The 25,356-nt window shown below is 73.4% G+C and carries 7 protein-coding genes; 2 read left to right on the top strand and 5 right to left on the bottom strand.

Going from position 1 to position 25,356, the window contains the following annotated elements; genetic code table 11:
• Positions 1 to 4: 4 nt before the first annotated feature.
• Positions 5 to 556: a hypothetical protein gene (locus tag ACGFWI_RS05250; RefSeq protein WP_393904552.1), complete on the top strand. Its 552-nt coding sequence runs from the start codon at positions 5 to 7 to the stop codon at positions 554 to 556.
• 106 nt (positions 557 to 662) lie between these two features.
• Here ACGFWI_RS05250 and ACGFWI_RS05245 read toward each other — a convergent pair whose 3' ends face one another.
• Entirely contained in the window at positions 663 to 1,394 is a 732-nt protein-coding gene (locus tag ACGFWI_RS05245; protein ID WP_393904551.1) for a dienelactone hydrolase family protein, read from the bottom strand.
• A gap of 314 nt (positions 1,395 to 1,708) precedes the next feature.
• Entirely contained in the window at positions 1,709 to 2,191 is a 483-nt protein-coding gene (locus ACGFWI_RS05240) for a hypothetical protein (protein WP_393904550.1), read from the bottom strand.
• Positions 2,192 to 2,477: 286 nt separating this feature from the next.
• On the opposite strand from ACGFWI_RS05240, the gene ACGFWI_RS05235 reads away from it, so the two are divergent.
• Positions 2,478 to 3,218 (top strand): dienelactone hydrolase family protein, encoded by a 741-nt coding sequence (locus ACGFWI_RS05235; protein WP_393904549.1) that lies wholly within the window; start codon positions 2,478 to 2,480, stop codon positions 3,216 to 3,218.
• A 109-nt stretch (positions 3,219 to 3,327) separates the two neighbouring features.
• Here ACGFWI_RS05235 and ACGFWI_RS05230 read toward each other — a convergent pair whose 3' ends face one another.
• The 3 genes from ACGFWI_RS05230 to ACGFWI_RS05220 all read right to left on the bottom strand — a co-directional run bounded on the left by ACGFWI_RS05230 (position 3,328) and on the right by ACGFWI_RS05220 (position 25,349).
• A complete protein-coding gene (locus ACGFWI_RS05230; RefSeq protein ID WP_393904548.1) occupies positions 3,328 to 3,876 on the bottom strand; it encodes a GNAT family N-acetyltransferase in 549 nt (182 codons plus the stop codon).
• 953 nt (positions 3,877 to 4,829) lie between these two features.
• A complete protein-coding gene (locus ACGFWI_RS05225; protein ID WP_393904547.1) occupies positions 4,830 to 5,033 on the bottom strand; it encodes an MbtH family protein in 204 nt (67 codons plus the stop codon).
• Positions 5,034 to 5,297: 264 nt separating this feature from the next.
• Positions 5,298 to 25,349 carry a non-ribosomal peptide synthase/polyketide synthase gene (locus tag ACGFWI_RS05220; protein ID WP_393904546.1) on the bottom strand — a complete coding sequence of 6,684 codons (20,052 nt, stop codon included), beginning with the start codon at positions 25,347 to 25,349 and terminating at the stop codon, positions 5,298 to 5,300.
• Positions 25,350 to 25,356: the final 7 nt, after the last annotated feature.

The raw sequence follows: 25,356 nt of genomic DNA, 5'->3' as shown, positions 1-25,356 counted from the left end.
CGGCATGGATGTGACCGGGAAAGTCTGGGGCGCCACCCGCGCGGAGCAGGAAGTGCCCTATCCCTGTGATCCTTTGGTGGAGGCGGCTGCCGAGGGGTGGCTCCGGGCCGTGGACGTGGCGGCGCCGCCCGGTCTCGTCTTCCGCTGGCTACGGCAGTTGACCATCGCGCCGTACAGCTACGACTGGATCGACTTCCGCGGACACAAGAGTCCGCGCATGCTGGTCCAGGGGCTACCCGAACTGGCCCTGGGGCAGCCCTTCCTCGTGTTCGAGATCGCGGACTTCGAGGCGGACACACACATCACCGGTGTGCTCCCGGCCCGGCTCGCCGAGCGGCACGGACGGATGGCGGTGAGCTACGCCCTGAGCCCGCGCGAAGACGGCTGCCGCCTGGTGGTGAAGGTCGTTTCCGAGGTCAAGGGCTCACTCCCCGACAGACTGCGCCGCAGGCTTCTCGCCTGGGGCGACCTCGTCATGATGCGCAAGCAGCTCCTGACCCTCAAGAAGCTGGCCGAGCGGGATGCCGTTGCCCTGCCACAGCCATGGGACTCCTAAGGGCTGTCCCGTACCCGAACTCTGTCGGCCACGCCGGCGGTATTCGCTGAACGCGCCGATCGGAAACGGATCCCGATCGGCGCGTCGCGGACCGCATGCGTAGCTGTCAGCCGAGGTGCCGGGTGAAGAACCGTAGTGTGCTGTCCAGTTCGGATGCCGGGATCTCCTCGTGCTTGCCAGGGTTGGCGTGCAGGGTCTTCTCGGCTGAGGCCAAAGCGTCGAACAGCGCCAAGCCGTGGGTCCGCGGCACCCGCTCATCGTCCCACTGCACCAGGAACTCCACCGGGACCGTGATCCGCGCGGCGGCCTCCGCTGAGGCCAACGCTCCGCCCAACCCCAACACCGCCGCACGGACCCGGGGTTCGTCGGCAACGAACGGAACGCCGAGTCCGCACCCCAACGACACCCCCCAATAGCCCACCGGACCGGCACCGACGTAGTCGAGATCCTGGACCCCGTCCAGAACCGCCTGCCATTCCGGGACGGTCTGGCGCGCCACGAGTGCCTGGAAACCGGCGACCAATGGAGCCAGCTCCTCCCCGGCAGCCACGCGAGCCTGGTTCTCGGTCGCGATCCGGTTGTACTGCTCATCCACCGGTCGGTCGCCATGGCCAGGCACGTCCACCGCCGCCACCGCGAAACCGCACTCGGCCACGAAGCGGCGCGCGCGGGCCACGATGTCGGGAGCCTTCTTGTGCTGGCCGCCGCCGTGTCCCATCAGGATGAGGGGCCGAGTACCGGCGGCACCTGCCGGCGTCCACAGCACGCCGGGAATCTCACCGAGGGTGAAGAGCTGTTCGCAGACGCCGTCGGCCGACGTCTCAGAGCTGAACCGCATAGCGTTTCAAGCCTTTCGGGATGCCTTCTGCGGGCACTCCCTAGGCCATATGAGAGAGGGAGCCCCGACCTGTCACAGCGTTGATCGGTCTCACCTCCTCGGTTCGCAGCAGCGTACGGCGACGCAGAAAGTACCACGGAGGGCTCACCCACGTCTGTGCAAGGTCGTTGACAGGGCGAACGTTGCCTGACGCGGCACGGGAACCGGTCCCGTGGGTCGCATGGGTCGCGTGCGAAGCCACCGGCGGATCGCGGCACGAGGGCTGGGCTGGGCTGAGCTCTGGTGCGTACCGGTTCATGCAGGGTTTCGTGGGATCAGCCCGGAATCACCGGTGTCGGGGCGGGCTGGGGATCTTCCCCTTCGTAGGCCGCCAGCGCGGCTTGGCGGCTCTCCAGTACCTCGCCGAGATCCTCGGGGTCCACTCGGTCCTTCGCCAGCTTCATTCGGGCTCTGGCCTCCACGAACGCCCATGCCTGCCGGGCGCGTTTGTTGCCCAGCCGCCTGCTGTCACTCCGGAGGAAGCCCGCCCCCGCCGCGAACCCCGCGGCGAGCAGAGCCACCAGCGCCGCGGGAACGCGGGCGTCCGCCGACGCCAGCCCCGCGGCTCCGGATATGCCGGCGAGGAGGGCCGCGGGAAAGCCCAGCGCGATATCGACCTTGGCCCAGAATTCGGCCCTGCGGTGAGCGAGGTCCTTCTGTCGCGTCGCTTCGTCACGTAACCGCTCGACCTCGGCGCGCGGCCGGCTCAAGGGCTCGTTCCGGGAAACGGGCTGGGACCCGGGAGAGGTAGTGGCCATGCCTGGATTCCAACACAGGTGAAACGCAAGGGACTTGTACGGGCATGCACAGTCTTACGGGGCGTCCGTGGTGGGCTCCTGACAGATCGACCACGGCAGGCCGGCGCGAAAGCCGACCCCCTCCCGGCCTACGAGCGTCTCGCCGGAGCGTGCGGTGAGGTCGCGCCTTGACGGACGCCTCCCTTCGCGCCGCTGACTACTGTGGGGGAAGCCGTCGGCGTGCTGACCGGCGGACGGGTGGCCCGCCCCACGTGCGCCGCCCCGGAACCCGATGAAAGGTGCGGACATGACGAACGTGCACGGTACCCCCGTGGACATCCCCACCCCGGACGGCATCGCCGACGCCTATCTCGCCCACCCCGACGACGGCGAGCCGCACCCCGGTGTGCTGCTGTACATGGACGCCTTCGGGCTGAGGCCTTCGTTGGAGGAGATGGCCAGGCGCTTGGCCGGGCACGGCTACACGGTGCTGGTGCCCAATGTCCTCTACCGCTCCGGGCGCGCCCCGGTGGTGGAGCTGCCCGACTTCATCGACCCCTCCCAGCGGCCGGAGATCTTCGAGCAGCTCTTCCCGATCATGCGGGCCCTCACCCCCGACCTGGCGATGCGGGACGCCGGCGCCTACCTCGACTGGCTGGCCGCGTCGCCTCTGGTCACTGACGGCCCGGTAGGCACGACCGGCTACTGCATGGGCGGCATCCTCGCGATCCGCACCGCCGCGGCCCATCCCGACCGGATCGGCGCCGCGGCCTCCTTCCACGCCGGCAGCCTGGACAGCCCGCACCTGCTCGCCGACCGCATCACGGCGGAGCTGTACTTCGGCCATGCCGACCAGGATCGTTCGATGTCCGCCGACCAGATCAAGAGCCTTGAGCAGGCCCTGGACACCGCGGGCGTCCGCTACCGCAGCGAGCTGTACGAAGGCGCCCACCACGGCTACACCCAGGCCGACACCGCCGCGTACAACTCCGAGGCGGACGCGCGTCATTGGCGCAACCTGCTGGAGCTCTTCGGGCGCCGCCTCTGACACCACGAGCGGACGGGCAGCCGGGCCTCGTGGCGATCGCCCCGAGGTACTCGTGGAACCTCGCGACCCCGTTCACCGTGTGCAGACCAGCCGCGCGGCAGTGGCCCGCTCAGCGCGCTGCAACGGTGGCGGGGTCGGTGCCCGTCTCCACTGTGTTGCCGGTTGGCATGACCAGCATCTTCGTTACCGTGCCGTCGTCCGCGACGACGTCACGGACATGTGCGAATCCCAGCTTTTTGCCCAGCGCCAGACTGGCGGCATTTTCCGCGCCCACCATTCCGTAGACCTCGTTGAGCTTCAGTGTGTGAGCGGCGTAGTGCAGCAGACCACGTACCAACTCGTTGCCCACGCCCCTCCCCCGGCTGTCCTTGACCAGTGCGGCGACCATCTCGTAGCCGTCGACGTTGCCCGTCTTCTTGATCTCCGCGTGGCCCACGTAGACGCCCTCGGCCCACACCGCCCACACATCGAAGAGGTTTTTGGTGTAGATCTCATTCAGAATCGCTTTGAATACGGCCCGGATCTCTTCTTCGGGTGACCGCTCTTGGCCCATCCAGCGGCAGACCTCTTCGTCACCGAGCAGAGCCACGAAGACATCCTCGTCCTCGGGCCGGTAGGGCGAAAGGATCAGTCTGTCGGTGCGCAGGATCGGGGTCATTCGAGGGTCCCTTCTCATCGTGAACGCCAAGTGATGTCGGTGGGGTGAAAGGCCGCGCCGGTCCGGAGCAGGAGGGCCGGCTTCCGGGTGTGCGCGGTCCCGAGGTGGACCCGCGGACGGCTTCCGGGCAGGCACAGGCGAGCGTGATCTCACATGAACTCGGTGGAACTCCGGCCCATGAGGCCGGACTTACCGGTCAGGCCCTCGAACGCGGCGGCCCGCCGAGGGAACGGAGCGGTGCCAGGCCGTCCGGCCCTGCACAACGGCGCCAGGTCATGGACCGGCCACTGAGAAAATCCCCCGCGATCCGCAGTTCCCTCACCCCGTAAAAGTCCTGAACTCCGCACTCAGGCATCCGGCCTGTGCGGTGCATGTCACTGGTATAGCGTAATAATCGCCTATCGTCACTACCTGGCACCAAAACCGATATGACAGGTAATTACGGCGTACTCCGTCATTTACACCGGTTGCCGTATGCGGGTCGTACGAGGGGAACCGGCCACCGGCCTCCGGGAAGGGAGCGGCGGTCCCGAGACCGGAAGAGGGCACCGGGCAGCGGCGGCGGATCTCCGGCTCTCCAGCGGCATGGCGACCATGGTTCGTCGCTGACGCGAGGGGGGAGGGCGAGGTTCGGCCGGCGAGGTGGCCTGGGGCGTGGCGTGTGGCCTACGCGCGGTCGTGCTGTCGTGCTGTCGGACGCGCGATCGGGGCAAGCGCGCCCTCCGGGTCCGTCTGCCCCTGCGCCCGTGTGCGCTCGCCATGCGCGCGTCGGACCGCTCGTCCGCGGCGCGGCATCCTTCGAGGCGGTGGGGGGAACCGGGTTCGGTGGTAAGGCAGTTGGGCGCCCCGTGCGGGCCGCGCCGGCCGGTGGCCGGTGGTCGCGGCCCGCACGGAGGGTGGTGCGGGAGGGGCAGGCGTGGGCGGTCAGCCGTGGGCCTGCGGGGCGGGTCCGGTCAGGAGCCGGCGCGGTCCATGCGTTCGCGCAGGCTACGGGGCCGCATGTCGGTCCAGACCTCGTCGACGTAGGCGGAGCACTCGTCCTGTGTGCCCTCCTTGCCCACGGCGTGCCATCCGTCGGGGACCTCCAGGTCGGCCAGCCACAGCGAGTACTGGTCCTCGTCGTTGCGCAGCACCTGGTAGCGGGCGTTCTCGTCCATGTCACGCTCTCCCATCATGGGTTGACTTGTTCTTGTTGATCGGCCGGGTGGGTCATCGGGCGGTTCGTCGGGTGGCCGCAGGGGCCGGGCGGTGGGGGTCAGGGTGTGCGGTCGGGGAGGCCGGGCGGGCGGTTGATCCGGGTCGGGCTGGTCTCAACGGCCGTTGTGCGCTGGCCTTTTCGGGAAACCGTCGCGGCCGGGTACTCGGCGGCACCGGCGAACGGGTTCGGATGCAGGACACGGACACGTCGGCCTCCGGGCCGCTCATGCGTCCTCCCGGGCGTGCTGGGCGATCCGGCGGAGGGCCTCGGCGAAGTCCTCGGCCACCGCCCGTACGGTCGTCTCCTCGTGCACGTCGGGGCGGTAGTGCCAGGTGAAGGCGAGCCGGCCGTCCTGCACCGCGCCGACGGCTTCCAGCAGGTGGGAGCCACCGTCGCGGGGGTCGTGGTCCTGGCCGAAGGAACCGTGCTCGGTACGGACGAGTGCACCACCGGCGGGCCCGCCGGGCCGGGCGTCCCACTGGCCCAGGTAGTTGAACACGATCTGCCCACGACCGGTGCGGTCCAGGCGCTCGCGCACCTCGGCGGGGCCGTGGGTGCGCAGGGCACCGAAGCCGAGACCGTTGCCGGGGACGGCCCGCAGCTGGCGCCGCACCGATTTGACCAGGGCACGCCAGTCCCGGGAGGGATCGAGGTCCGTGGGGTCGGACACCTGGAGGCCGACCGGGTAGACGGTGGTGAACCAACCGACCGTGCGGGAGAGGTCCACCCCCTCCAGGACGTCCTCGCGGCCGTGCCCTTCGAGGTCGATGCAGACCCGGTCATGACCGGTCCAGCGCGCCAGGGCCAGGGCCAGGGCGGCCAGCAGGACGTCGTTGATGCGGGTGCGATAGGCGGTGGGGGCCGCACGCAGCAGCGCCGTGGTGTCCGGCTCGTCGAGCATCACGGTCACCGTGCGCGACGCGCCGGAGGGCGCGTCGGCGTCGTGGTCCACGGGAAGCGGTGCGGAGGCCACTGCCTCCTCCCAGTACGGGAGTTCGTGGTCCAGTCCGCCGTCGGTGACATGTGTGGCCAGGTTCCTGGCCCAGTCCCGGAAGGCGGTGGTCCGCTCGTCGAGTGTAATGGCCTGCCCTGCTGCGGCCTGTTGGTAGGCGGTCTCCAGGTCGTCCAGCAGGATGCGCCAGGACACCGCGTCGACGACCAGGTGGTGTGCCACCAGGAGCAGGAAGGCGGGGCGGTCCGGGTCGCCGGTGAACAGCGCCGCCCGGAGCAGCGGGCCTCGGCCGATGTCGAAGCCGGAGTGCAGGTCGTCGGCCGCCTTCTCCATGGTGGTGTCGGCCTCGTCGGGCGGCAGTCCGGTCAGGTCGTGCCGGATGAGGACGCCGTGCGGCTCCGAGGGCGGCGGGTTGTGCTGGTGCCAGCGGCCGCCGTCCTCGGTGAACCGCATACGCAGCGCGTCGTGGTGCTCCAGCAGGGCGGCCAGCGCTTCCTGGAGGGCGGCCAGGTCGGGGGTTGCGTCCAGTTCGAGCAGCGCTGACTGGTTGAAGTGGTGGCGGTTGGCCCGGGGGGTGGCGAAGAACCACTCCTGGATGGGGGTGAGCGGCAGGTCGCCGGTCACCGGCCCGCTGTCGGTCCGGTCCGGTCCGGTGGTGACGACCGTGGCCAGTGCCGCCACCGTCTGATGGGTGAACAGGTCCTTGGTGGCCAGGTGCAGTCCGGCCCGGCGCAGCCGCGACACCACTTGCATGCTCAGGATCGAGTCGCCGCCGAGGTCGAAGAAGTTGTCGTCGGCGCCGACCGTGTCGAGGCCGAGGACGTCGGCCCAGATCTGCGCGATCCGGCGTTCGGTGTCGGTGCGCGGCGCGAGGTGCGGGCCGGTGGCAGCGGATGCCGGGTCGGGATCGGGCAGGGCGAGCCGGTCGGTCTTGCCGTTCGGGGTGAGCGGCAGCCGCGCCAGGGGGACGAACACCGAGGGCACCATGTGCGGCGGCAGGAGGCGGGCCAGGTGGTCGCGCAGTTCCGGGACGGGCAGCGGATCCGGGGTGCCGTCGGCCGGGACGACGTAGGCGACCAACCGGCTGGGGCCGGCCGGGCGTTGTGCGGCCGCGGCGCGTGCGACGACCACCGCGTCACGTACCTGGGGACTGCGCCGCAGCGCGCTCTCGATCTCGCCGGGCTCGATCCGGAATCCGCGCACCTTGACCTGGTCATCGGCGCGTCCGGCGTAGCGCAGATCGCCGTCGGCGCCCCACCGCACCAGGTCGCCGGTGCGGTACATCCGCTCCCCCGGAGCGCCGAACGGGTCGGCGACGAACCGCGCCGCGGTCAGCCCCGGGCGTGCCAGGTAGCCGCGGGCGAGTCCGGCGCCGGCCACGTACAGCTCACCGGTCACACCGACCGGTACGGGTCGCAGGGCGGCGTCCAGGACGTACGCCCTGGTGGTGCCGATGGGGCGGCCGATGGGCGGGGCGCCCGCTCCCGGGGCCAGCGGGCCGGTCCACGTGGACACCACCGTCGCCTCGGTCGGGCCATAGGAATTGATCATGCGGCGGCCGGGGGCCCAGCGCTCCACCAGATCGGCGGGGCACGCCTCGGCGCCGACGATCAGGGTGCGCAGGTGGGGCAGGCCGTCGGCCGTCTCGGGCGGCACGGTGGCCAGTGCGGCGGGCGGGATCAGGGTGTGGGTGATCCGCTGTTCGGTGAGCACCTGGGCGAGCCGTTCGCCGAGCAGCGGTCCCTCCTCGCCCGCCACCAGCGTTGCTCCGGAGAGCAGGGAGATGCACAGCTCCAGGACGGAGGCGTCGAAGCTGGGTGAGGCGAACTGGAGGACCCGGTCGCCCTGGTGTACCTCGTACCGTGCGGCGGCGGCCGAGGCGAAGCCGGCGAGTCCGGTGTGCGTGACCACCACGGCCTTGGGGGTGCCGGTCGATCCGGAGGTGTAGATGACGTAGGCGGGGTGCGCGTCCGTCAGCGGGGTGCGACGGTCCTCGTCGGTGGGCGCGGAGTCGGAGCCGTCCGTACGCCAGATGGCGGCCGGGTCGTCGAGGACCACGGCAGCCCCGGAGTCGCGCACCATGAAGTCCCGCCGCCCGGCCGGATACGCCGGGTCCACGGGCAGGAAGGCGCCGCCGGCCTTGGCGACGGCCAGTTGGGCCACCACCGTCTCCGCCGAGCGGGGCAGCGCCAGCGCCACCACGCGTTCGGGGCCGACACCGCGGCCGATGAGGTGGTGTGCCAGCCGGTTGGCCGCGCTCTCCAGCTCCGCGAAGGTCAGCTCGCGGGCGCCGTCGACGAGCGCCACCGCATCGGGCGTCCGGGCCGCCTGCCGCTGGAACAGCTCGGGCAGGGTGGCCGGGCGCACCGGGCGAGCGGTGCCGCTCCCGTGGGCCAGCAGTCGGCGCAGTGCGTCGTCCGGGGCCAGCGGCAGGGCGCCGAGGGGGCGGTGCGGGTTCTCGGCGATGGCGGTCAGCAGCGTGGTGAGCTGGTCGGCCATCCGCTCGGCGGTGACGGTGCCGAACAGATCGGTGTTGTAGGTGATCAGCCCGTGCAGTGCCCCGGAGTCGGTTTCGGCGAACTCCAGGGTGACGTCGAAGCCGGCGTGGTGCGTGTCCGGCTCGATGTCGCTCACCTGCAGACCGGGCAGGTCCAGCGCCGCTCCGGGCGCGTTCTGGAGCACGACCATGGCCTGGAAGAGCGGGGTGCGGCTGGTGTCCCGGACCGGCTGGACCGCGTCCACCACCTGCTCGAACGGCACGTCCTGGTGCGCGAAGGCGTCCAGTACCGTCTCCCGCACCTGCGCCAGGAACGCGGGGAAGGCCTCGTCCGGATCGACGGTCGAGCGCAGGACCAGCGTGTTGACGAAGAAGCCGATCAGCCGCTGGGTCTCGGCGCGGTCGCGGCCCGAGGTGACGGTTCCGACGGCGACATCCCGCTGTCCGGACAGCCGCGCGAAGAGGGTCTGCGCCGCGGCGATCAGCGTGGTGAACAGGGTGGTCTGCCGGGCCCGGCCGAACTCCGCCAGCCTGCGGGCCGTCTCCGGCGGGAGGACGAGCGGGGCGCTCGCGCCGTTCCTGGTCTGTACGGCCGGGCGCGGCCGGTCGGTGGGCAGGTGCAGGGGCTCGACGCCGACGAGGCGTTCCTGCCAGTACCGCAGCTGCTCCTCGGCGGCCGCCCCGTGCGCGGTGCGCTGCCAGTGCGCGACGTCGGCGTACTGCACGGGCAGCGGCGGCAGTTCGGCCGTGGTGTCGCCGAGCGCCGCCCGGTAGAGGTGAGCCAAGTCACCGGTCAGCACCGCGGTCGACCAGCCGTCGGTGATGATGTGATGGAGCGTCAGTGTCAGGACGTGGTCGTCGTCCGCCAGCCGGACCAGTCCGGCCCGCAGCAAGGGGCCGTGGCGCAGGTCGAAGGGGCGGGTGCGGTCCTCGGTCAGCTGTCGTTCCAGCTGCGCCGTGCGGTCGCCGGCGGGCAGCGCCGAGAGATCGCGCAGCGGCAGCGGCACGTCCTGGGGCGGATGGATGAGCTGCACGCCCTGGCCGTCCACGGTGTCGAAGGTGGTGCGCAGCGACTCGTGCCGGGCGGCCAGCGCCGTCAGGGCGGCGCCGAGCGCGGCGGTGTCGAGCCGGCCGTGCAGCCGCAGCGCCAGCGGGGTGAGGTATTCGGTGCTGCCGGGCGCGAAGGCGTCGAGGAACCAGAGGCGTTGCTGTGCGAAGGACAGTGGCAGCGCGGTGTCCCGGGAGACCGGGATGATGGCGCCGCGGCCCGCGGGGGCGGTCTCCCCCTGCGCGAGCAGCGCGGCGAGCGCGGCCGGGGTGGGGTGGGTGAACACGGCCCTCGGGGTCAGTTCGGTCCCGAACGCCTCCGCCAGCCGGGAGGTCAGCCGGATGCTGAGGATCGAGTCGCCGCCGAGCGCGAAGAAGTCGTCCTCCACACCGACCCGTTCCACGCCGAGCACCTCGGCCCAGACCTGTGTCGTACGGCGTTCGGCCTCGGTGCGCGGGGCGACCGGCTCCGGCCGGTCCGGGCCGCTGCCGGGTGCGGGCAGGGCCGCTCGGTCCACCTTGCCGTTGGCGCTGAGCGGCAGCGCCGCCAGCGGCACGAACGCGGTGGGAATCAGGTAGTCGGGCAGCGTCTGCCGGGCGTATGCGCGCATCGCCTCGGTGTCGAGGCCGTCGTGCCCCACCACGTAGGCGACCAGTCGCTTCGTCCCGGGCCGTTCCTCGCGGGCCAGCACCGCTACATCCGCGACGCCGGGGTGGGCGGCCAGGACTCCCTCCACCTCGCCGGGTTCGACGCGGAAGCCCCGGATCTTGACCTGGTCGTCGGCGCGGCCGAGGAATTCCACCGTGCCGTCGAGCCGTCGGCGGGCCAGGTCCCCGGTGCGGTACATCCGGGCGCCGGGCGGCCCGGACGGGTCCGCGACGAACCGGTCCGCGGTCGCGCCGGGGCGGCCGAGGTAGCCGCGGGCCACGCCCTCGCCCGCCAGGAAGAGTTCACCCGCGGTGCCCGGCGGCACGGGCCGCATCCGTGCGTCGAGGACATGTACGCGCATGTCGTCCAGCGGCCGGCCGATGGGCACGGTGTCGGGGACCGCCGCGGCGTCGGTCATGGCGAAGGACGTCGCGAAGGTCGTGGCCTCGGTCGGTCCGTAGCCGTCCACGACGGTGAGGCCGGGGCAGGCGGCCAGCACCCGGCGCACGGCGGCGGCCGGGACGACATCGCCGCCGGTCCATACCTGGCGCAGCCCCGCGAAGCAGTCCGGGGCGTCCTGGGACAGCAGCCGGAAGAGTCCGGCCGTCAGCCACAGTGCCGTGACCTCTCCCCCGGTGGCCAGCCGCCGCAGCAGGGCCGCGTCCACCGCCCCCGGCGGGGCCACCACGACGCGTCCGCCGTTGAGCAGCGGCGCCCAGACCTCGAAGGTGGCGGCGTCGAAGGCCACCGGCGAGTGCAGCAGCACCCGTTCGCAGACGGGGCCGGTGAAGCGGCTGTCGGTGGCGAGTGCCGCCACGTCGCGGTGGCGCACCCCCACCGCCTTCGGGGTGCCGGTCGACCCGGAGGTGAACATCACGTACGCCAGCCGGTCCGGGTCGGTGGGCGGCAGCGCCGGGGCCCCGGCCGGTTCGGCCGGTTCGGCGGTCCGTGCGGCAGCCACCTCCTCGGCGGTCAGCTGTGCCGTTACTCCCGCGCCGTCGAGCAGCATCCGGCGGCGCTCCTCGGGCGCGCGGCCGTCCACGGGCACATAGGTGCCACCCGCCTTGAGCACCGCCAGCTGGGCCACTACGAGTGCGGCCGAGCGGTCCATGAGCAGCGCCACCCGGCCCTCGGCGGCCAGGCCGTCCGCGGCCAGCCGGCGGGCCACCCGGTCCGACCAGTCGGCCAGTTGACGGTAGGTCACCTCGCGGCCGACCTCGTCGGCGAGCGCGATGGCGTCCGGGGTGCGGTGCGCCTGCTCGGCGAACAGGTCCACCGGCGAGCCGCCCGGAGCGGGGCGTGCGGTGGTGTTCCACCGGTGCAGCACCGCGCGGTCGGCGGCGGTGAGCAGGCCCAGATCGTCCAGGGACCGGGCGGCGCCGTCGGCGACCGCGGTCAGCAGGGTCTCCAGGTGGGCCGCGGCCCGCTCCACCGTCGTACGGTCGAACAACGCCCCGTCATAGGCGAGGTCGAAGCCGAGGCGGTCGGCGAGGTAGGCGCGCAGGCACAGCGGGAAGTTGGTGGCGTCCTCGGCGCGTACGTCCTGGATGCGGATGCCCGCCCCGGTGGCGGCCGCCTCGTCGAAGGGATAGTTCTCGAATACCACCATGCTGTCGAACAGCGCCTCTCCCGGGGGGAGTTCGCTGAGGGCCTGGATGCGGGCGAGCGAGACGAAGTCGAAGCGCCGGGAGTCGCTCTGCTGTGCCTGGAGGTCGCGCAGCCAGGGCAGTACGGCCCGGTCGCCGTCGGTCCGGGCGCGGGTCGGAACGGTGTTGATGAACATGCCGACCATGGACTCCACGCCCGGCAGTTCGGCTGGGCGGCCCGAGACCGTGGTGCCGAACACCACGTCCTGGCGGCCGCTGTAGCGCGCCAGCAGCAGTGCCCAGGCGCCCTGCACCACCGTGTTGACGGTCAGTCCGCTCTGTCCGGCCGTCGCGCGCAGCCGGTCGGAGACCTCGGGGGTGAGCTCCATGTGAACCAGCGCGTTCGACCGTGCGCGGTGCGCCTCGACGGGCGGCCGGTCGTAGGGCAGCGGGGTGCGGGCGGTGAACCCGGTGAGGGTGCCGGTCCAGTGCCGCTCGGCCTCCTCCTCGTCCTGCTCCGCCAGCCACTGCAGGAAATCGCGGAACGGGCGGCGGGCCGGCGGGCGGACGGTGCCTCCCCCGATCGTTGCCGCGTATGCCGCACACACATCGGCGAAGAGCTGTCCGGTGCTCCAGCCGTCGAGCATCAGGTGGTGCGAGGACCACACCAGCACGATCTCGTCGCCGGGCAGCGCGGCCACCGCGAGCCGGCTCAGCGGTGCGGTGGTCACGTCCATACCGGCCGCGCGGTCCTCGGCGAGCAGCCGGTCCAGGGCGCCGTCGCGCTCGGCGGGTGTCAGGGTCCGCCAGTCGTGGTGGCCGACGGGCAGGACGGCGCGGCGGTGCACGACCTGCACGGGGTGGGGCAGGCCCTGCCAGCGGACGCTGCTGCGCAGCGCCGGGGTGTGGTCGGCGACCGTCTGCCAGGCCGCGGCGAAGGCGCGCGGGTCGGCGACCCCGGCGATCCGGACCGCCATCTGGTCGAAGTAGGCGCCCGCCGAGTCGACCAGCCCGTGGAAGAGCATGCCGGCCTGCAGCGGGGTGAGCGGATGGATGTCCGCCACCTCCCGTCCGTCACCCGCGACCAGGTCCACCTGGCGCTGGTCGAGGCGGGCGAGCGGGAAGTCGGACGGGGTGCGGCCGCCGGTGTCCGGGCGGGCGCAGTGCGCGACGATTTCGGTCAGCGCGGCAAGGGTGTCCTCGGCGAGGCGGCGGACGGTGGACTCGTCGTACACCGCGGGCGGGTAGGTCCAGCCGAGTTCGAGCCGGCCGTCCTGGACCACGCCCGTCACATCGAGCAGGTAGGTGCGGGCCTCGTCCGGGTCGGTGTCCTGCCCGGCCGGCGGAAGGGCGGCCCGGTAGAGCCCCTCGCCGTCCGGGTGGTCGCCGGACGCGATGTCCCACTGGCCGTGGTAGTTGAAGCCGACGCGCGGCTGCGGCGCGTCGGGCAGCGGGCTCTGCGGCACGAGGTGGCGCAGCGCGCCGTAGCTCAGGCCCCGCAGCGGCACGGCGCGCAGCTGCTCCTTGACGGACCGGACGGTGTCGCGCCAGTCCGTGTCCGGGGCGACGGACAGGGCGAGCGGGAACTCGGCGGTGAACCAGCCGACGGTGCGTGACAGATCGAGTTCGTCGAAGAGGTCCTCGCGGCCGTGGCCCTCCACGCCGATGAGTACGGTGTCCCGGCCGCTAAAGCGGGTCAGGGTGCGGCCGAGGGCGCTGAGCAGGACGTCGTTGACCTGGGTGCGGTAGACGTCCGGGACCTGGCGCAGCAGGGCGTCGGTCTCGGCCCGGCCCAGGCTGACGGTGACGGTGGCGGCGGTGCCGTGGGAGTTGGCACCCGCGCGGTCGACGGGGAGCTCGGCCGGGGCCTGGCAGGCCCGGGTCCAGTACGCCAGGTCGCCGTCGAGGGCGCCGGAGCGGGTGTGCCGCTCCAGACGGGCCGCCCAGTGTCCGTAGCCGCTGCTCGCCGGGGCCAGGGCGGGCGGCCGCCCGGCGGCGGCGTTGCGGTAGGCGGCCTCCAGGTCGCCCAGCAGGATGCGCCAGGACACCCCGTCGACGGCCAAGTGGTGGACGGTGAGCACGAGTTGAGCGGGGAGAGCGGGTCCGCAGTCGAAGAACAGGGCCCGCACGACCCGGCCCTCGGTGACGTCGAGGGAGGTCTGTGCGGCGGCGGTCGCGCGCTGGACGGACTCCTCCCGCCCGGGGGCATCGAGACCGGTCAGGTCGTGGCGCGAGAAGACGTCCCCGGGAGCGGTCGGCAGCACCTCCTGGTGCCAGGTGCCGTCGGTGCGGCAAAACCGGGTGCGCAGCGCCTCGTGGTGGGCCACCAGCGCGTCGACCGCGTGCCGCAGCGCCGGCTCGTCGCTCTGTGGAGCCAGCTCCAGCCGGTTGGTCATCGTGAAGCGCAGCGCGTCGGAGGGCCGTCGGCCGTCGAGGTACCAGTGCTGGATGGGGGTGAGCGGCGCCGGTCCGTCGGGAGCCCCGGCGCCGTCGGCGGGCGGCGGGTTCACGGAGGCCGTGCGCAGCGCGAGTTCGGCGATCGTCTGGTGGCGGAAGACGTCCTTGGAGGTGAGTCCGAGTCCGGCCCGGCGGGCCCGGGAGACGATCTGGATGCTGAGGATCGAGTCGCCGCCCAGGGCGAAGAAGTTGTCCTCGACGCCGGCCCGGGGGACGCCGAGCACCTCCGCCCAGATGCCGGCGAGGCATGTCTCGGTTTCGGTGCGCGGGGCCACGTACCGGGTCGCGGTGTCGGGCTGGGCGGGGGGCGCGGGCAGGGCGCGCCGGTCGGTCTTGCCGCTGCTGGTCGTCGGTATCCGCTCCAGGGGGACGAACACCGAGGGGACCATGTAGTCCGGCAGGGTCCGGCGCAGCCGGACCCGCAGCTCCTCCGCGGGGGGCGTCTGCGACCCGGCGGGCACCACGTAGGCCACCAGCCGTGGCCGGCCGCCGTGTTCGACGGCCACCACCACGGCGTCACCCACCGCGGGGTCGCCGAGCAGGGCGGCCTCGATCTCGCCGGGCTCGATCCGGAAGCCCCGGACCTTGACCTGTTCGTCGGTGCGCCCCAGGTACTCCAGCAGCCCCTGCCGGTCCCAGCGCGCGCGGTCGCCGGTGCGGTACATGCGGGCGCCGGGCGGGCCGAAGGGGTCGGCGACGAAGCGCGCGGCGGTGAGGCCGGGCCGTCCCAGGTAACCGCGGGCGACCTGGGCGCCGCCGAGGTACAGCTCCCCCGGCACCCCGACCGGTAGCGGCCGCAGGGCGTCGTCGAGCACATAGGCGCGCAGGTTGCGGCCCGGCCGGCCGATCACGGGACGCTCCGCGTGGTCGGCGAAGCGGCCGTACACGGCGTCGACGGTGCATTCGGTGGGGCCGTAGACGTTGTACGCGGTGACGCCCTCGGTCTCCCGCAGCTCCCGCCACAGCGGGGTGCCGACGGCCTCGCCGCCCACCATGACGATCCGGGGACGGTGGTGATCGCCGGTGAACAGACCGGCGGCCATCAGCTCGTGCAGGAACGACGGTGTCACATTGACGCAGTCCAGGCGGCTTCCGGCGATCTGGCCGACGAAGGCGGCCGGGTCCAGGCGTACGTCCTCGTCGACGAGGTGGACCTCCTGGCCCAGCGCCAGCAGCAGCGGGCCTTCCCATGAGGTGTCGAACGAGAAGGCGGCGCTCATGGCGAAGCGCAGCGGCCGTCCGTCGGCGGCGTGCGGGGTGATGAGCCCGGCCAGGTGGTCGTGGCAGAGATTGACCAGCTGGCGGTGTTCGACGGCGACGCCCTTGGGCCGGCCGGTGGAGCCGGAGGTGTAGTTGATGTACGCGGTGTGGGCGGCGTACAGGGCCGAGGTCCGGTCGGCATCGGTGGGGTTGTGGCCGGGCTGCCGGCCCAGGGGGGCGTCGCGCAGCGAGTCGGCCGTCAGGACGGTCTGCGGCGCGGCGTCCGAGAGCAGGAACGCGACGCGTTCGGCGGGCAGTTCCGGGTCGATGGACAGCTGGGTGCCGCCCGCCTTGAGGACGGCGAGGAGCGCCACCAGCATGTCCGAGGTCCTCGGCAGCTGGACGGCGACCACCCGCTCGGGACCGACGCCCAGCGAGATGAGGTGGTGGGCCAGCCGGTTGGCACGGTCGTTCAGGGCGGCGAAGTCGAGCGTGGCGTCCCGTGCCACCAGGGCGGGGGCGTGCGGGGTACGGGCCGCCTGGGCCTCGAACAGGTCCACGAAGGTGCTGTCCGGGACGGGCAGGGTGGCGCCCTGCCATTCCTCCAGTACCCGCCGCCGTTCCGCGTCGGGCAGCAGCGGCAGTTCGCCCACCGCCCGTCCGGGCTCGTCCGCGACGGCCGCCAGCAGCAGGCGCAGCCGTGCGGTCGCCCGCTCGACGGTGTCCGCGTCGAACAGGTCGGTGTTGTACTCGACGAAGCAGGTGAGCCCGCCGTCGCACTCCACGAAGTCGAAGCCGAGGTCGAAGGCGGCGTGCCGGCCCGGCGGCTGAAGGGTTTCGACGTCGAGTCCCGGCAGGTGCGGTGCCTCGCCGCCCAGGTTGTGCAGGGCCACCATGACCTGGAAGAGGGGGGTGCGGCTGGTGTCCCGCTCCGGCTGGAGCACGTCGACGAGCCGTTCGAAGGGCACGTCCTGGTGGGCGAACGCGTCCAGCACGGTCGCGCGCACCTCGGACAGCAGCGCGGTGAACGGCAGGTCGGCCCGCACCCGGCTGCGCAGCACCAGGGTGTTCACGAACATCCCGACCAGGTGCTCCAGTTCGGGGCGCTCCCGTCCGGAGGCCACGGTGCCGACCGCGACGTCCTCCTGGCCGGCCCAGCGGGCGAGCAGCACCTTGCAGGCCGCGAGCAGTGTCATATAGAGGGTGGTGTCGGCGCGGCGGCCGGTCTCCCGCAGCCGTTCGGTCAACGGGGCGGGCAGGGAGAACTCCAGCAGCGCGCCGTTCTTGGTCCGCACGGCGGGCCGCGGGCGGTCGGTCGGCAGCTCCAGCGGTGCCAGGTCGGACAACTTCTGCTGCCAGTAGGCGAGTTGGGCCCCGTCGGTCTCGGCCGCCCGGGTGCGCTGCCAGGCCGCGTAGTCGGCGTATTGCAGCGGGAGTTGGGGCAGGTCCGGGCGGCGGCCGTGCAGGGCCGCCGCGTACAGCTCGCCCAGGTCCCGGCCGAGCACCGCGGTGGACCAGCCGTCGGTGACGATGTGGTGCATGGCCAGGGTCAGGACGTGCTCGTCGGCGGTGAGCCGGACCAGCCGGGTCCGCAGCAGCGGCCCGGTGCCCAGGTCGAAGGGGGTGGCGCCCTCGCGGGCCAGCAGCGCGTCGAGTGCGCCGTCGCGGTCTTCCGGCGGTGTGTCCGACAGATCGTGCAGCGGCAGATCCACCGTTTGGGGGACGTGGACGTGCTGGCGGGCGTGGCCGTCCTGCTCGGCGAAGGTGGTGCGCAGCGGTTCGTGCCGGGCGACCAGGGCGTCCAGGGCGGTGCGCAGCGCCGCTTCGTCGAGGGGGCCGCGCAGACGCAGCACGAAGAAGGTCAGGTACTCGGTGCTGTCCGGCTCGAAGGTGTCCAGGAACCACAGGCGCTGCTGGGCGAACGACAACGGCAGTGCGGCGGCGCGGTCCGCCGCCGGGATCGTGTCGTCCGGTGCCCGGTGGGCCTCGGCCGGGTCCGGCAGGGCGGCGGCCAGGGCGGCGACGGTGGGGTGGGTGAACAGCAGCCGGGGAGAGACCTCGGTGCCGAAGGCGGCGCGGAGCCGGGAGGTGACGCGGATGGCGAGGATCGAGTCGCCGCCCAGGGCGAAGAAGCTGTCCTCCGCGCCCGGTTCTGCGGTGTTCAGCACCTCGGCCCACGCCCGGGCGACGAGGCGCTCCGCCTCGGTGCGCGGCGCGGTGCGGTCGCCGTCGGCGGCGGCGAAGCCGTCCGGGCCGGGGGCGGGCAGGGCCCGGTGGTCGAGCTTGCCGTTGACGGTCAACGGCAGTGCGTCGAGGGCGACATAGGCGGCGGGCACCATGTGTGCGGGCAGGGTGTCCGTCAGGTGGGCGCGCAGCGCGGTGGCGGACGGCGGGGCGCCCTGGCCGGTGCCCACGACATGGGCCACCAGCCGCCGCACCCCGGGGGTGTCCTCGCGCACCCCGACCACGGCCTCGGCGACGTCCGGGTGCGCGGTCAGGGCGGCCTCGATCTCGCCGGGTTCGATCCGGAACCCGCGGATCTTGACCTGCTGGTCGGCCCGGCCGAGGTACTCCAGGGTGCCGTCGGGCCGCCACCGGGCCCGGTCGCCGGTGCGGTACATCCGGGTGCCGGGCGGCCCGAACGGGTCCGCCACGAACCGCGCGGCGGTCAGGCCCGGCCGGTTCAGATAGCCGCGGGCCAGGCCCTCCCCGGCCACGTACAGCTCACCGACGGCGCCGGGCGGCACCGGGGCGAGGCCGGCGTCGAGCACCCGGACGCGCAGGTCGGGAATGCCGCGGCCGATGGCGCTGCCGGTGGCCCCGGTCACGGTGGCGCGGTCGAGGGGCGCGTAGGAGACGTGCACGGTGGTTTCGGTGATCCCGTACATGTTGACCAGGACGGGCGCGGTGTCCGGGTGCCTCTCATACCAGTCGGTGAGCCGTCCCAGGTCCAGCGCCTCCCCGCCGAAGATCACCCGCCGCAGGGCCAGCCGCGCCCCGAGCTCCGGGTGTTCGGCGTCCGCGCGCATCAGGGGGTGGAACGCCGAGGGCGTCTGGTTGAGCACCGTGACCCGCTCGTCCACCAGCAGACGCAGGAACTCCTCGGGGGAACGGGCGACCTCGTGCGGGACGACGACGAGCCGCCCGCCGTGCAGCAGCGCGCCCCAGATCTCCCAGACGGAGAAGTCGAAGGCGTAGGAGTGGAACAGTGTCCACACGTCGTGCTCGTCGAAGGCGAACCAGTCGCGGGTGCGGGAGAACAGCCGCACCACGTTGGCGTGCGGGACGACGACGCCCTTGGGCAGGCCGGTGGAGCCCGAGGTGTAGATGACGTAGGCGGGGTGCTCAGGCAGCGGGCGCCGGGCCGGTACCGGGCCGGTGGCGGGGCGCCGGGCGAGGTCGGCGCGGACCTCGGGATCGTCCAGGAGCAGCCGCGGGCAGGCGGCGTCGCCGAGCCGGCCGGCGACGGCTGCGGTGGTCACCAGCAGGGCCGGCGCGGCGTCGGTGAGCAGGTGGGCGATGCGGCCGCCGGGCAGTTCCGGGTCGACGGGCAGGTAGGCGGCGCCGGTCTTCAGCACCGCCACGAGCGCCACGATCATGTCCGGGGAGCGGGGCAGGGCGAGGGCCACGAAGCGCTCGGGGCCGGCGCCGCTCTCGGCCAGCCGGTGGGCCAGCCGGCCTGCCCGCGCGTCGAGTTCGGCGTAGGACAGCGTGGTGCCCGCGCAGGTCACCGCGGTGGCGTCGGGCGTGCGGGCCGCTTGGGCCTCGAACAGGTCCACCAGGGTCAGCTCGGGCCGCCCCTGCTCCGTGCCGTTCCAGTCCACCAGCATCCGCCGGCGTTCCTCGGCGGTCGTCCACGCCAGTTCGCACAGCGGCCGGTCCGGGCCGGCGGCGATCTCCGCGAGCAGCAGGCACAGCCGGTCGGCGAGCGCGCGGACGGTGCCGGCGTCGAAGAGATCCGGGTCGTGGGCGAGGTCGAAGCCGAGGCGGTCGCTGTGGTGGGCGCGCAGGACCAGCGGGAAGTTGGTCGCGTCCCGCGAGGCGACGTCCAGGATGCGGATCCCGGCACCGGAGGTCCGGGCGTCGTCGAACGGGTAGTTCTCGAAGGCGACCATGCTGTCGAACAGCGCAGTGCCCGCCGGTACCTCGCTGAGCGAGGTCAGCTGCGCCAGCGACACGGCCTCGAAGCGCCGGGATTCGGACTGGGCGTCCTGGAGGTCCCGCAGCCAGTCGGCGGCGGTGCGGTGTCCGTCGACCCGTACCCGGGTGGGCAGGGTGTTGATGAACATCCCCACCATGGACTCGACGCCGTGGAGCTCGTCGGGGCGGCCGGACACGGTGGTGCCGAACACCACATCCGGCTCTCCGCTGTAGCGCGCCAGCAGCAGCGCCCACGCGCCTTGTACGACCGTGTTGAGGGTGAGTCCGCTGCGCCGGGCGGTGTGCAGCAGCTCCCGGGACAGCTCGACGGGCAGGCTCGCCGTCAGTACCGCGGCGGAGCGGGCCCGGTGGGCCTCGCGGGGCGGGCGGTCGCAGGGCAGCGGCGTCGGGGTGGCGAAGCCCGCGAGGACGGTGCGCCAGTGCTCCTCGGCCTCGCGGCCGTCCCGGCCGGACAGCCAGCGCACATAATCGCCGAACGGGCGGCGCACGGGTGGCGTCTGCGCGCGGTCCGCGACGAGCGCGGCGTACTCCTCGCACACCTCGGTCAGGACCTGTGCCAGGCTCCAGCCGTCCAGGATCAGGTGGTGCGAGGTCCACAGCAGGCGCAGCCTGCCACCGGGCAGCCGGATCAGGGTGAGCCGCATCAGCGGTGGGGTGCCGAGGTCCAGTCCCCGCGCGAGGTCCTCCGCCTGGAGCCGGGCGAGTTCGGCCGTACGCCGTTCGTCGTCCAGCTCACGCCAGTCGACGTGGACGGTGGGCACCGTCGCGCGCCGGTGCACGATCTGGAGCGGTACGGGCACCTGCTCCCAAACCACCGAGGTGCGCAGCGCCGGCGTCCGGTCGACGACCCGCTGCCAGGCCCGGGCGAACGCCCGCGGGTCCGCCACGCCGTCCAGCAGCAGGCCGGCTTGGTCGAGGTAGACGTCGTCCGCGCCGCCCACCAGGCGGTGGAAGAGCATGCCTTCCTGGAGCGGGGTCAGCGGGAGGATGTCCTCGACGGCGCGCCCGTCCCCGGCCAGGCGGTCCACCCCGGCCTGGTCCAGCCGGGCGAGAGGGAAGTCGGAGGGCGTGCGGCCGCCCGCGTCCGGCCGCGCGCAGTGGGCGGCGATCGCGGCCAGCGCACGGGCCGTACCGTCCGCCAGCTCCCGTACCGTGCTCTCGTCGTGCACCTGGTCGCTGTAGTGCCAGGTCAGCTCCAGCACACCGTCGGCCACCACGGCCGAGACGTCCAGCAGGTGATCGAGCGCCGCACCGGCGGCCATATCGCGTCCGGGGGCCTCGCCGGCGGGCGCGAAGTCCCGGCCGTGCGCGCTCTCCCACTGCCCGTGGTAGTTGAAGCAGACCTGCGGCAGCGGGAGTTCGCGCAGAGTGCGGGCGGCCGGGTCCGGTGAGCCCAGGCGGGCCAGCGCCTCGTAACCGAGGCCCCGGCGGGGGACGGCCCGCAGCTGTTCCTTCACCGCTTTGAGCGTCGCGCCCCAGTCCGGCTCCCGCGACGGGCCGTCCAGGGTGAGGGTGACGGGGTACTGGGTGGTGAACCAGCCGACGGTCCGGGACAGATCGGCGGCGTCACCGGCGCCGGCCGCCTCGCTGTCGTCGTGGTCGTCGATGTCCTCCCGGCCGTGCCCCTCCAGGGCCACCGTCACGCGGTCCGTGTCCGCCCAGTCGGCGAGCACCCGGCCCAGCGCGCTGAGCAGTACGTCGTTCACCTGGGTCCGGTACACGCCGGGCACCCGGCGCAGCAGGGCCTCGGTGGTGTCGCGGTCGAGTCGTGCGCGTACGGTGCGGACCGAGCCGGCGAGGGCCGTACCCGGGCGGTCCACCGGCAGCGGGGTGCGCGCCGCTTCGCTCTCGGCTCTCCAGTACGCCAGGTCGTCGTCGAGTCCGCCGTCCTGCACATGCCGGGCCAGCTGCGCCGCCCAGGTGGTGAACGGCGTGGTGGCGGGCTCCAGTTGGACCGGCGCGTCCGCGGCGGCCCGGCGGTAGGCGCGCTCCAGGTCGGCGAGCAGGATGCGCCAGGAGACGCTGTCGACGGCCAGGTGGTGGGCCGTCAGGAACAGCCGCGGCCGGCTGCCCGGCTCCGCCAGGAGCAGGGCGGCGCGCAGCAGGGTGCCGGTGGCGGGGTCGAGATCCGCGCGGGCGGCGTCGGCCGCCTCGGTGCGCGCGGCGTCCCGGGCGGCGCCGGTGGCCCCGGACAGGTCGTGCGTGGCCAGGAGGCCGGGCGCCACGGCGGCTCCGGGGAGCTGGCGCCAGGTGTCGCCGCTGCGGACGAAGCGGGTGCGCAGCGCCGGATGATGGGCGGCCACCGCGTGCAGGGCCCGCTCCAGGGCGTCCGGGTCGAGGTCGTGCGGCAGGTCGAGCAGCATCGACATGCTGAAGTGCCGCAGCGGTCCGTGGGTGGCGAAGAACCATTCCTGGATGGGGGTGAGCGGGGCAGGTCCCGCGTCGTCCGGCTGCTGCGCCGCAGGTGCCGGGGCGGTGCGCAGGTCCACGGCGGCGGCCAGCTCGGCGACGGTCTGGTGCAGGAACACGTCGCGGGAGGTCAGGCGCAGTCCGGCGGCGCGGGCCCGGGAGACCGCCTGGATGCTGAGGATCGAGTCGCCGCCCAGCTCGAAGAAGTTGTCGGTGACCCCCACCTGCGCGATGCCGAGCACCGCGGACCAGATCCCGGCCAGGTCCCGCTCGGCCGGGGTGCGCGGCGCCACGAACTCCCGCTCGCGCGGGGCCGCGTCGAGGTCGGGGGCGGGCAGCGCGCGGCGGTCCAGCTTGCCGCTGGTGCTGAGCGGCAGGGCGTCCAGGACGACGAAGGCGGCGGGCACCATATGGCCGGGCAGAGTGCGCTGCAGGGCCGCCCGCAGCTCGGAGGCGGCGGGATGCCCGGTCCCGGCGGCGGGCACGAGGTAGCCGGCGAGCCGGGCGTGGCCGCGCTCGTCGGCGACGGCGAGGACGGCCGCCTCGGCGACGGCAGGCAGGGCCAGCAGTGCCGCCTCGACCTCTCCGGGCTCGATGCGGTGGCCGCGGATCTTGACCTGGTCGTCGGCGCGGCCGAGGTAGTCGAGCCGTCCGTCGGCGGTCCACCGGGCCAGGTCGCCGGTGCGGTACATCCGGCTGCCGGGCGGCCCGAACGGGTCCGCCACGAACCGTGCGGCGGTCAGGCCGGGGCGGTGCAGATAGCCGCGGGCGACCTGGTCGCCCGCCAGGTACAGCTCGCCGCCGACGCCGGGCGGGACCGGCCGGAGGCGGTGGTCGAGGACATGGGCGCGCACATTGGCCAGCGGCCGGCCCACCACCGGCCGCCCGGTGCCGTCGATACGGCAAGCCAGGGCGTCGACCGTGCACTCGGTGGGCCCGTAGAAGTTGTACGCGGCGACGTCGGGCAGCCCGGCGAGCTCCCGCCACAGCGCGGTGCCGACGGCCTCGCCGCCCAGCATCAGCAGCCGCGGGTGGTGGCGCGGGTCGGTGAGCAGCCCGGCGGGCAGGAGCTGGCGCAGATAGGAGGGGGTCAGGTCGAGGAAGTCGACGCGGTGCTCGACGACGTACTCGACCAGGGCGGCCGGATCGAGCCGGGTCGCCTCGTCGACCAGGTGCAGCCGGTGGCCGTCGGCCATCAGCAGCACGCCCTCCAGGGAGGTGTCGAAGGAGAAGGACGCGGTCAGGGCCACCCGCAGGGGACCGCCGCCCGCCGCGGCGACGAAGCCGTGCCGGTGGCCGGCCAGCAGGTTCATCAGCGACCGGTGCTCCACGGACACGCCCTTGGGGCGGCCGGTGGACCCTGAGGTGTAGATGACGTAGGCGGTGTGGCCGGGGTGCAGCGGCGTGCGGCGGTCGGCGTCGGTGGGGTCGCTCGCGCGGGCCGATGCCGGTACCGCGTGCAGGGCCGCCTCGTCGAGCACCAGCATCGGCCGCGCGTCCTCGATCAGGAACCGCAGCCGCTCCTCGGGCAGTTCGGGGTCGAGCGGCAGGTAGGCGGCGCCGGATTTGAGGACGGCCAGGATCGCCACGATCATGTCGGCGGTGCGCGGCAGGTGCAGCGCGACGAGCCGTTCGGGGCCCGCCCCCCGGTCGATGAGGTGGTGGGCGAGCCGGTTGGCGCGGGCGTTGAGCGCGGCGTAGTCCAGTGTGGTGTCCCCGGCCACCAGTGCCGTCGCGTGCGGGGTGCGGGCCGTCTGCGCCTCGAAGGCGGCGGGATAGGTGGTGGGTGCGACGGGCAGTGCGGTGTCGTTCCATTCGGTGGTCAGGCGCCGCCGCTCCCGCTCCGACAGCAGGGACAGTTCACCCAGCGGTCGGTCCGGTTCGGCCGCAACTCCCCCGAGCAGGATGGCCAGTTGCTCGGCCATCCGCACGGCGGTCGAGGCGTCGAAGAGGTCGGTGCGGTACTCCAGCAGGCCCGTCAGCCCGTCCCCGTCGGGGACGAACTCGACGCTCAGATCGAAGGTGGCCGCGCGGCGGGGCACGGTGACGGTCCCGGCCGCCATCCCCCGCAGGCCGGGGGCCGCGGGCGGGGCGGGGTGGAGCAGGACCATGACGTCGAAGAGCGGGTTGCGGCCCGCTTCGCGTACCGCCCCCGCGGCCTCCACGAGCCGCTCGAAGGGGGTGTCGTCGTGGGCGAAGGCATCGAGGACGGCGGTGGCGGAGGCATCGAGCAGCTCGCGGTAGGAGCGTGCGGTGTCGACGGGGGCGCGCAGCACGACCGTGTTGACGAAGAGGCCGACCGCGCGCTCCAGTTCGGTGCGTGCGCGCCCGGGGGTCAGTGACCCGACGGCGATGTCGTCCTGTCCCGACCAGCGGGCGAACAGCGCCTGGCACGCGGCGATCAGCGCCGCGAACAGGGTGGTGTGCTGCTGCGCCGCCACCTCCCGCAGCCGGGCCGCCGTGGCCGCCGGGACACGGAACTCGTGGACCGCGCCGTCCCCCGATTCCTCACCGCTGCGGGGCCGGTCGAGCGGCAGATCCAACGGCACGGTCCCGTCCAGCTGCTTGGTCCAGTAGGAGCGCTGCTCCTCCAGCAGGGCGCCGGACAGCCGCTCGCGCTGCCATACGGCGAAGTCCGGGTACTGCGTCGCCACCGGGGCGAGCGCGGGCGCTTCGCCGTGGGCCAGCGCGTCGTACAGCGTGCACAGTTCGTCCAGCAGCACGCCCATGGACCAGCCGTCGGTGACGATGTGGTGCGCGGTGAGCAGCAGGACGTGCTCGTCCTCGGCCAGGCGTACCAGCAGGGCCCGCAGCAGCGGACCGGTCCGCAGGTCGAACGGGCGGGAGTACTCCGCCAGCAGCAGATCGTCCAGCGCCGAGGGGCCCGGTCCGGTCCCCTCCCCCGCGTCGGGTGCGGGTTCCTCCCTCAGGTCGCGTACCGGCAGCGGCACGGGGGCGGCCGGGTGCACGGTCTGCACGGGCCGGCCGTCGATGTCGTCGAACGTGGTCCGCAGCGACTCGTGGCGCTCCAGTACGGCGTCGAGCGCCCTGGACAGCGCGGCCCCGTCCAGGGCGCCGGTCAGCCGCAGGGCGACTGCGCTGTTGTAGCGGGAGTCGCCGGGCCGGAGCTGGTCCAGGAACCACAGCCGCTGCTGGGCGAAGGCGAGCGGCAGGGGCTGTGACCGGTCCGCGCGCGGGATCTGCTGCCGGGCCTTGGCGGCCGGCGGGGCCTGGCCCGCCAGGCGGCGGCGCAGCGCCTCCTGCAACTCCTGCGGCAGGGCCGCGGCACGGTCCTTCTTCGAATGCGAAGACGTCATGTCGTCG

The organism is Streptomyces sp. NPDC048434 (genome assembly GCF_043200375.1).
GTDB lineage: Bacteria > Actinomycetota > Actinomycetes > Streptomycetales > Streptomycetaceae > Streptomyces.
The sequence above is the reverse complement of the archived record's forward strand: the minus strand, read 5'-3'. Positions and strand labels throughout refer to the sequence as shown.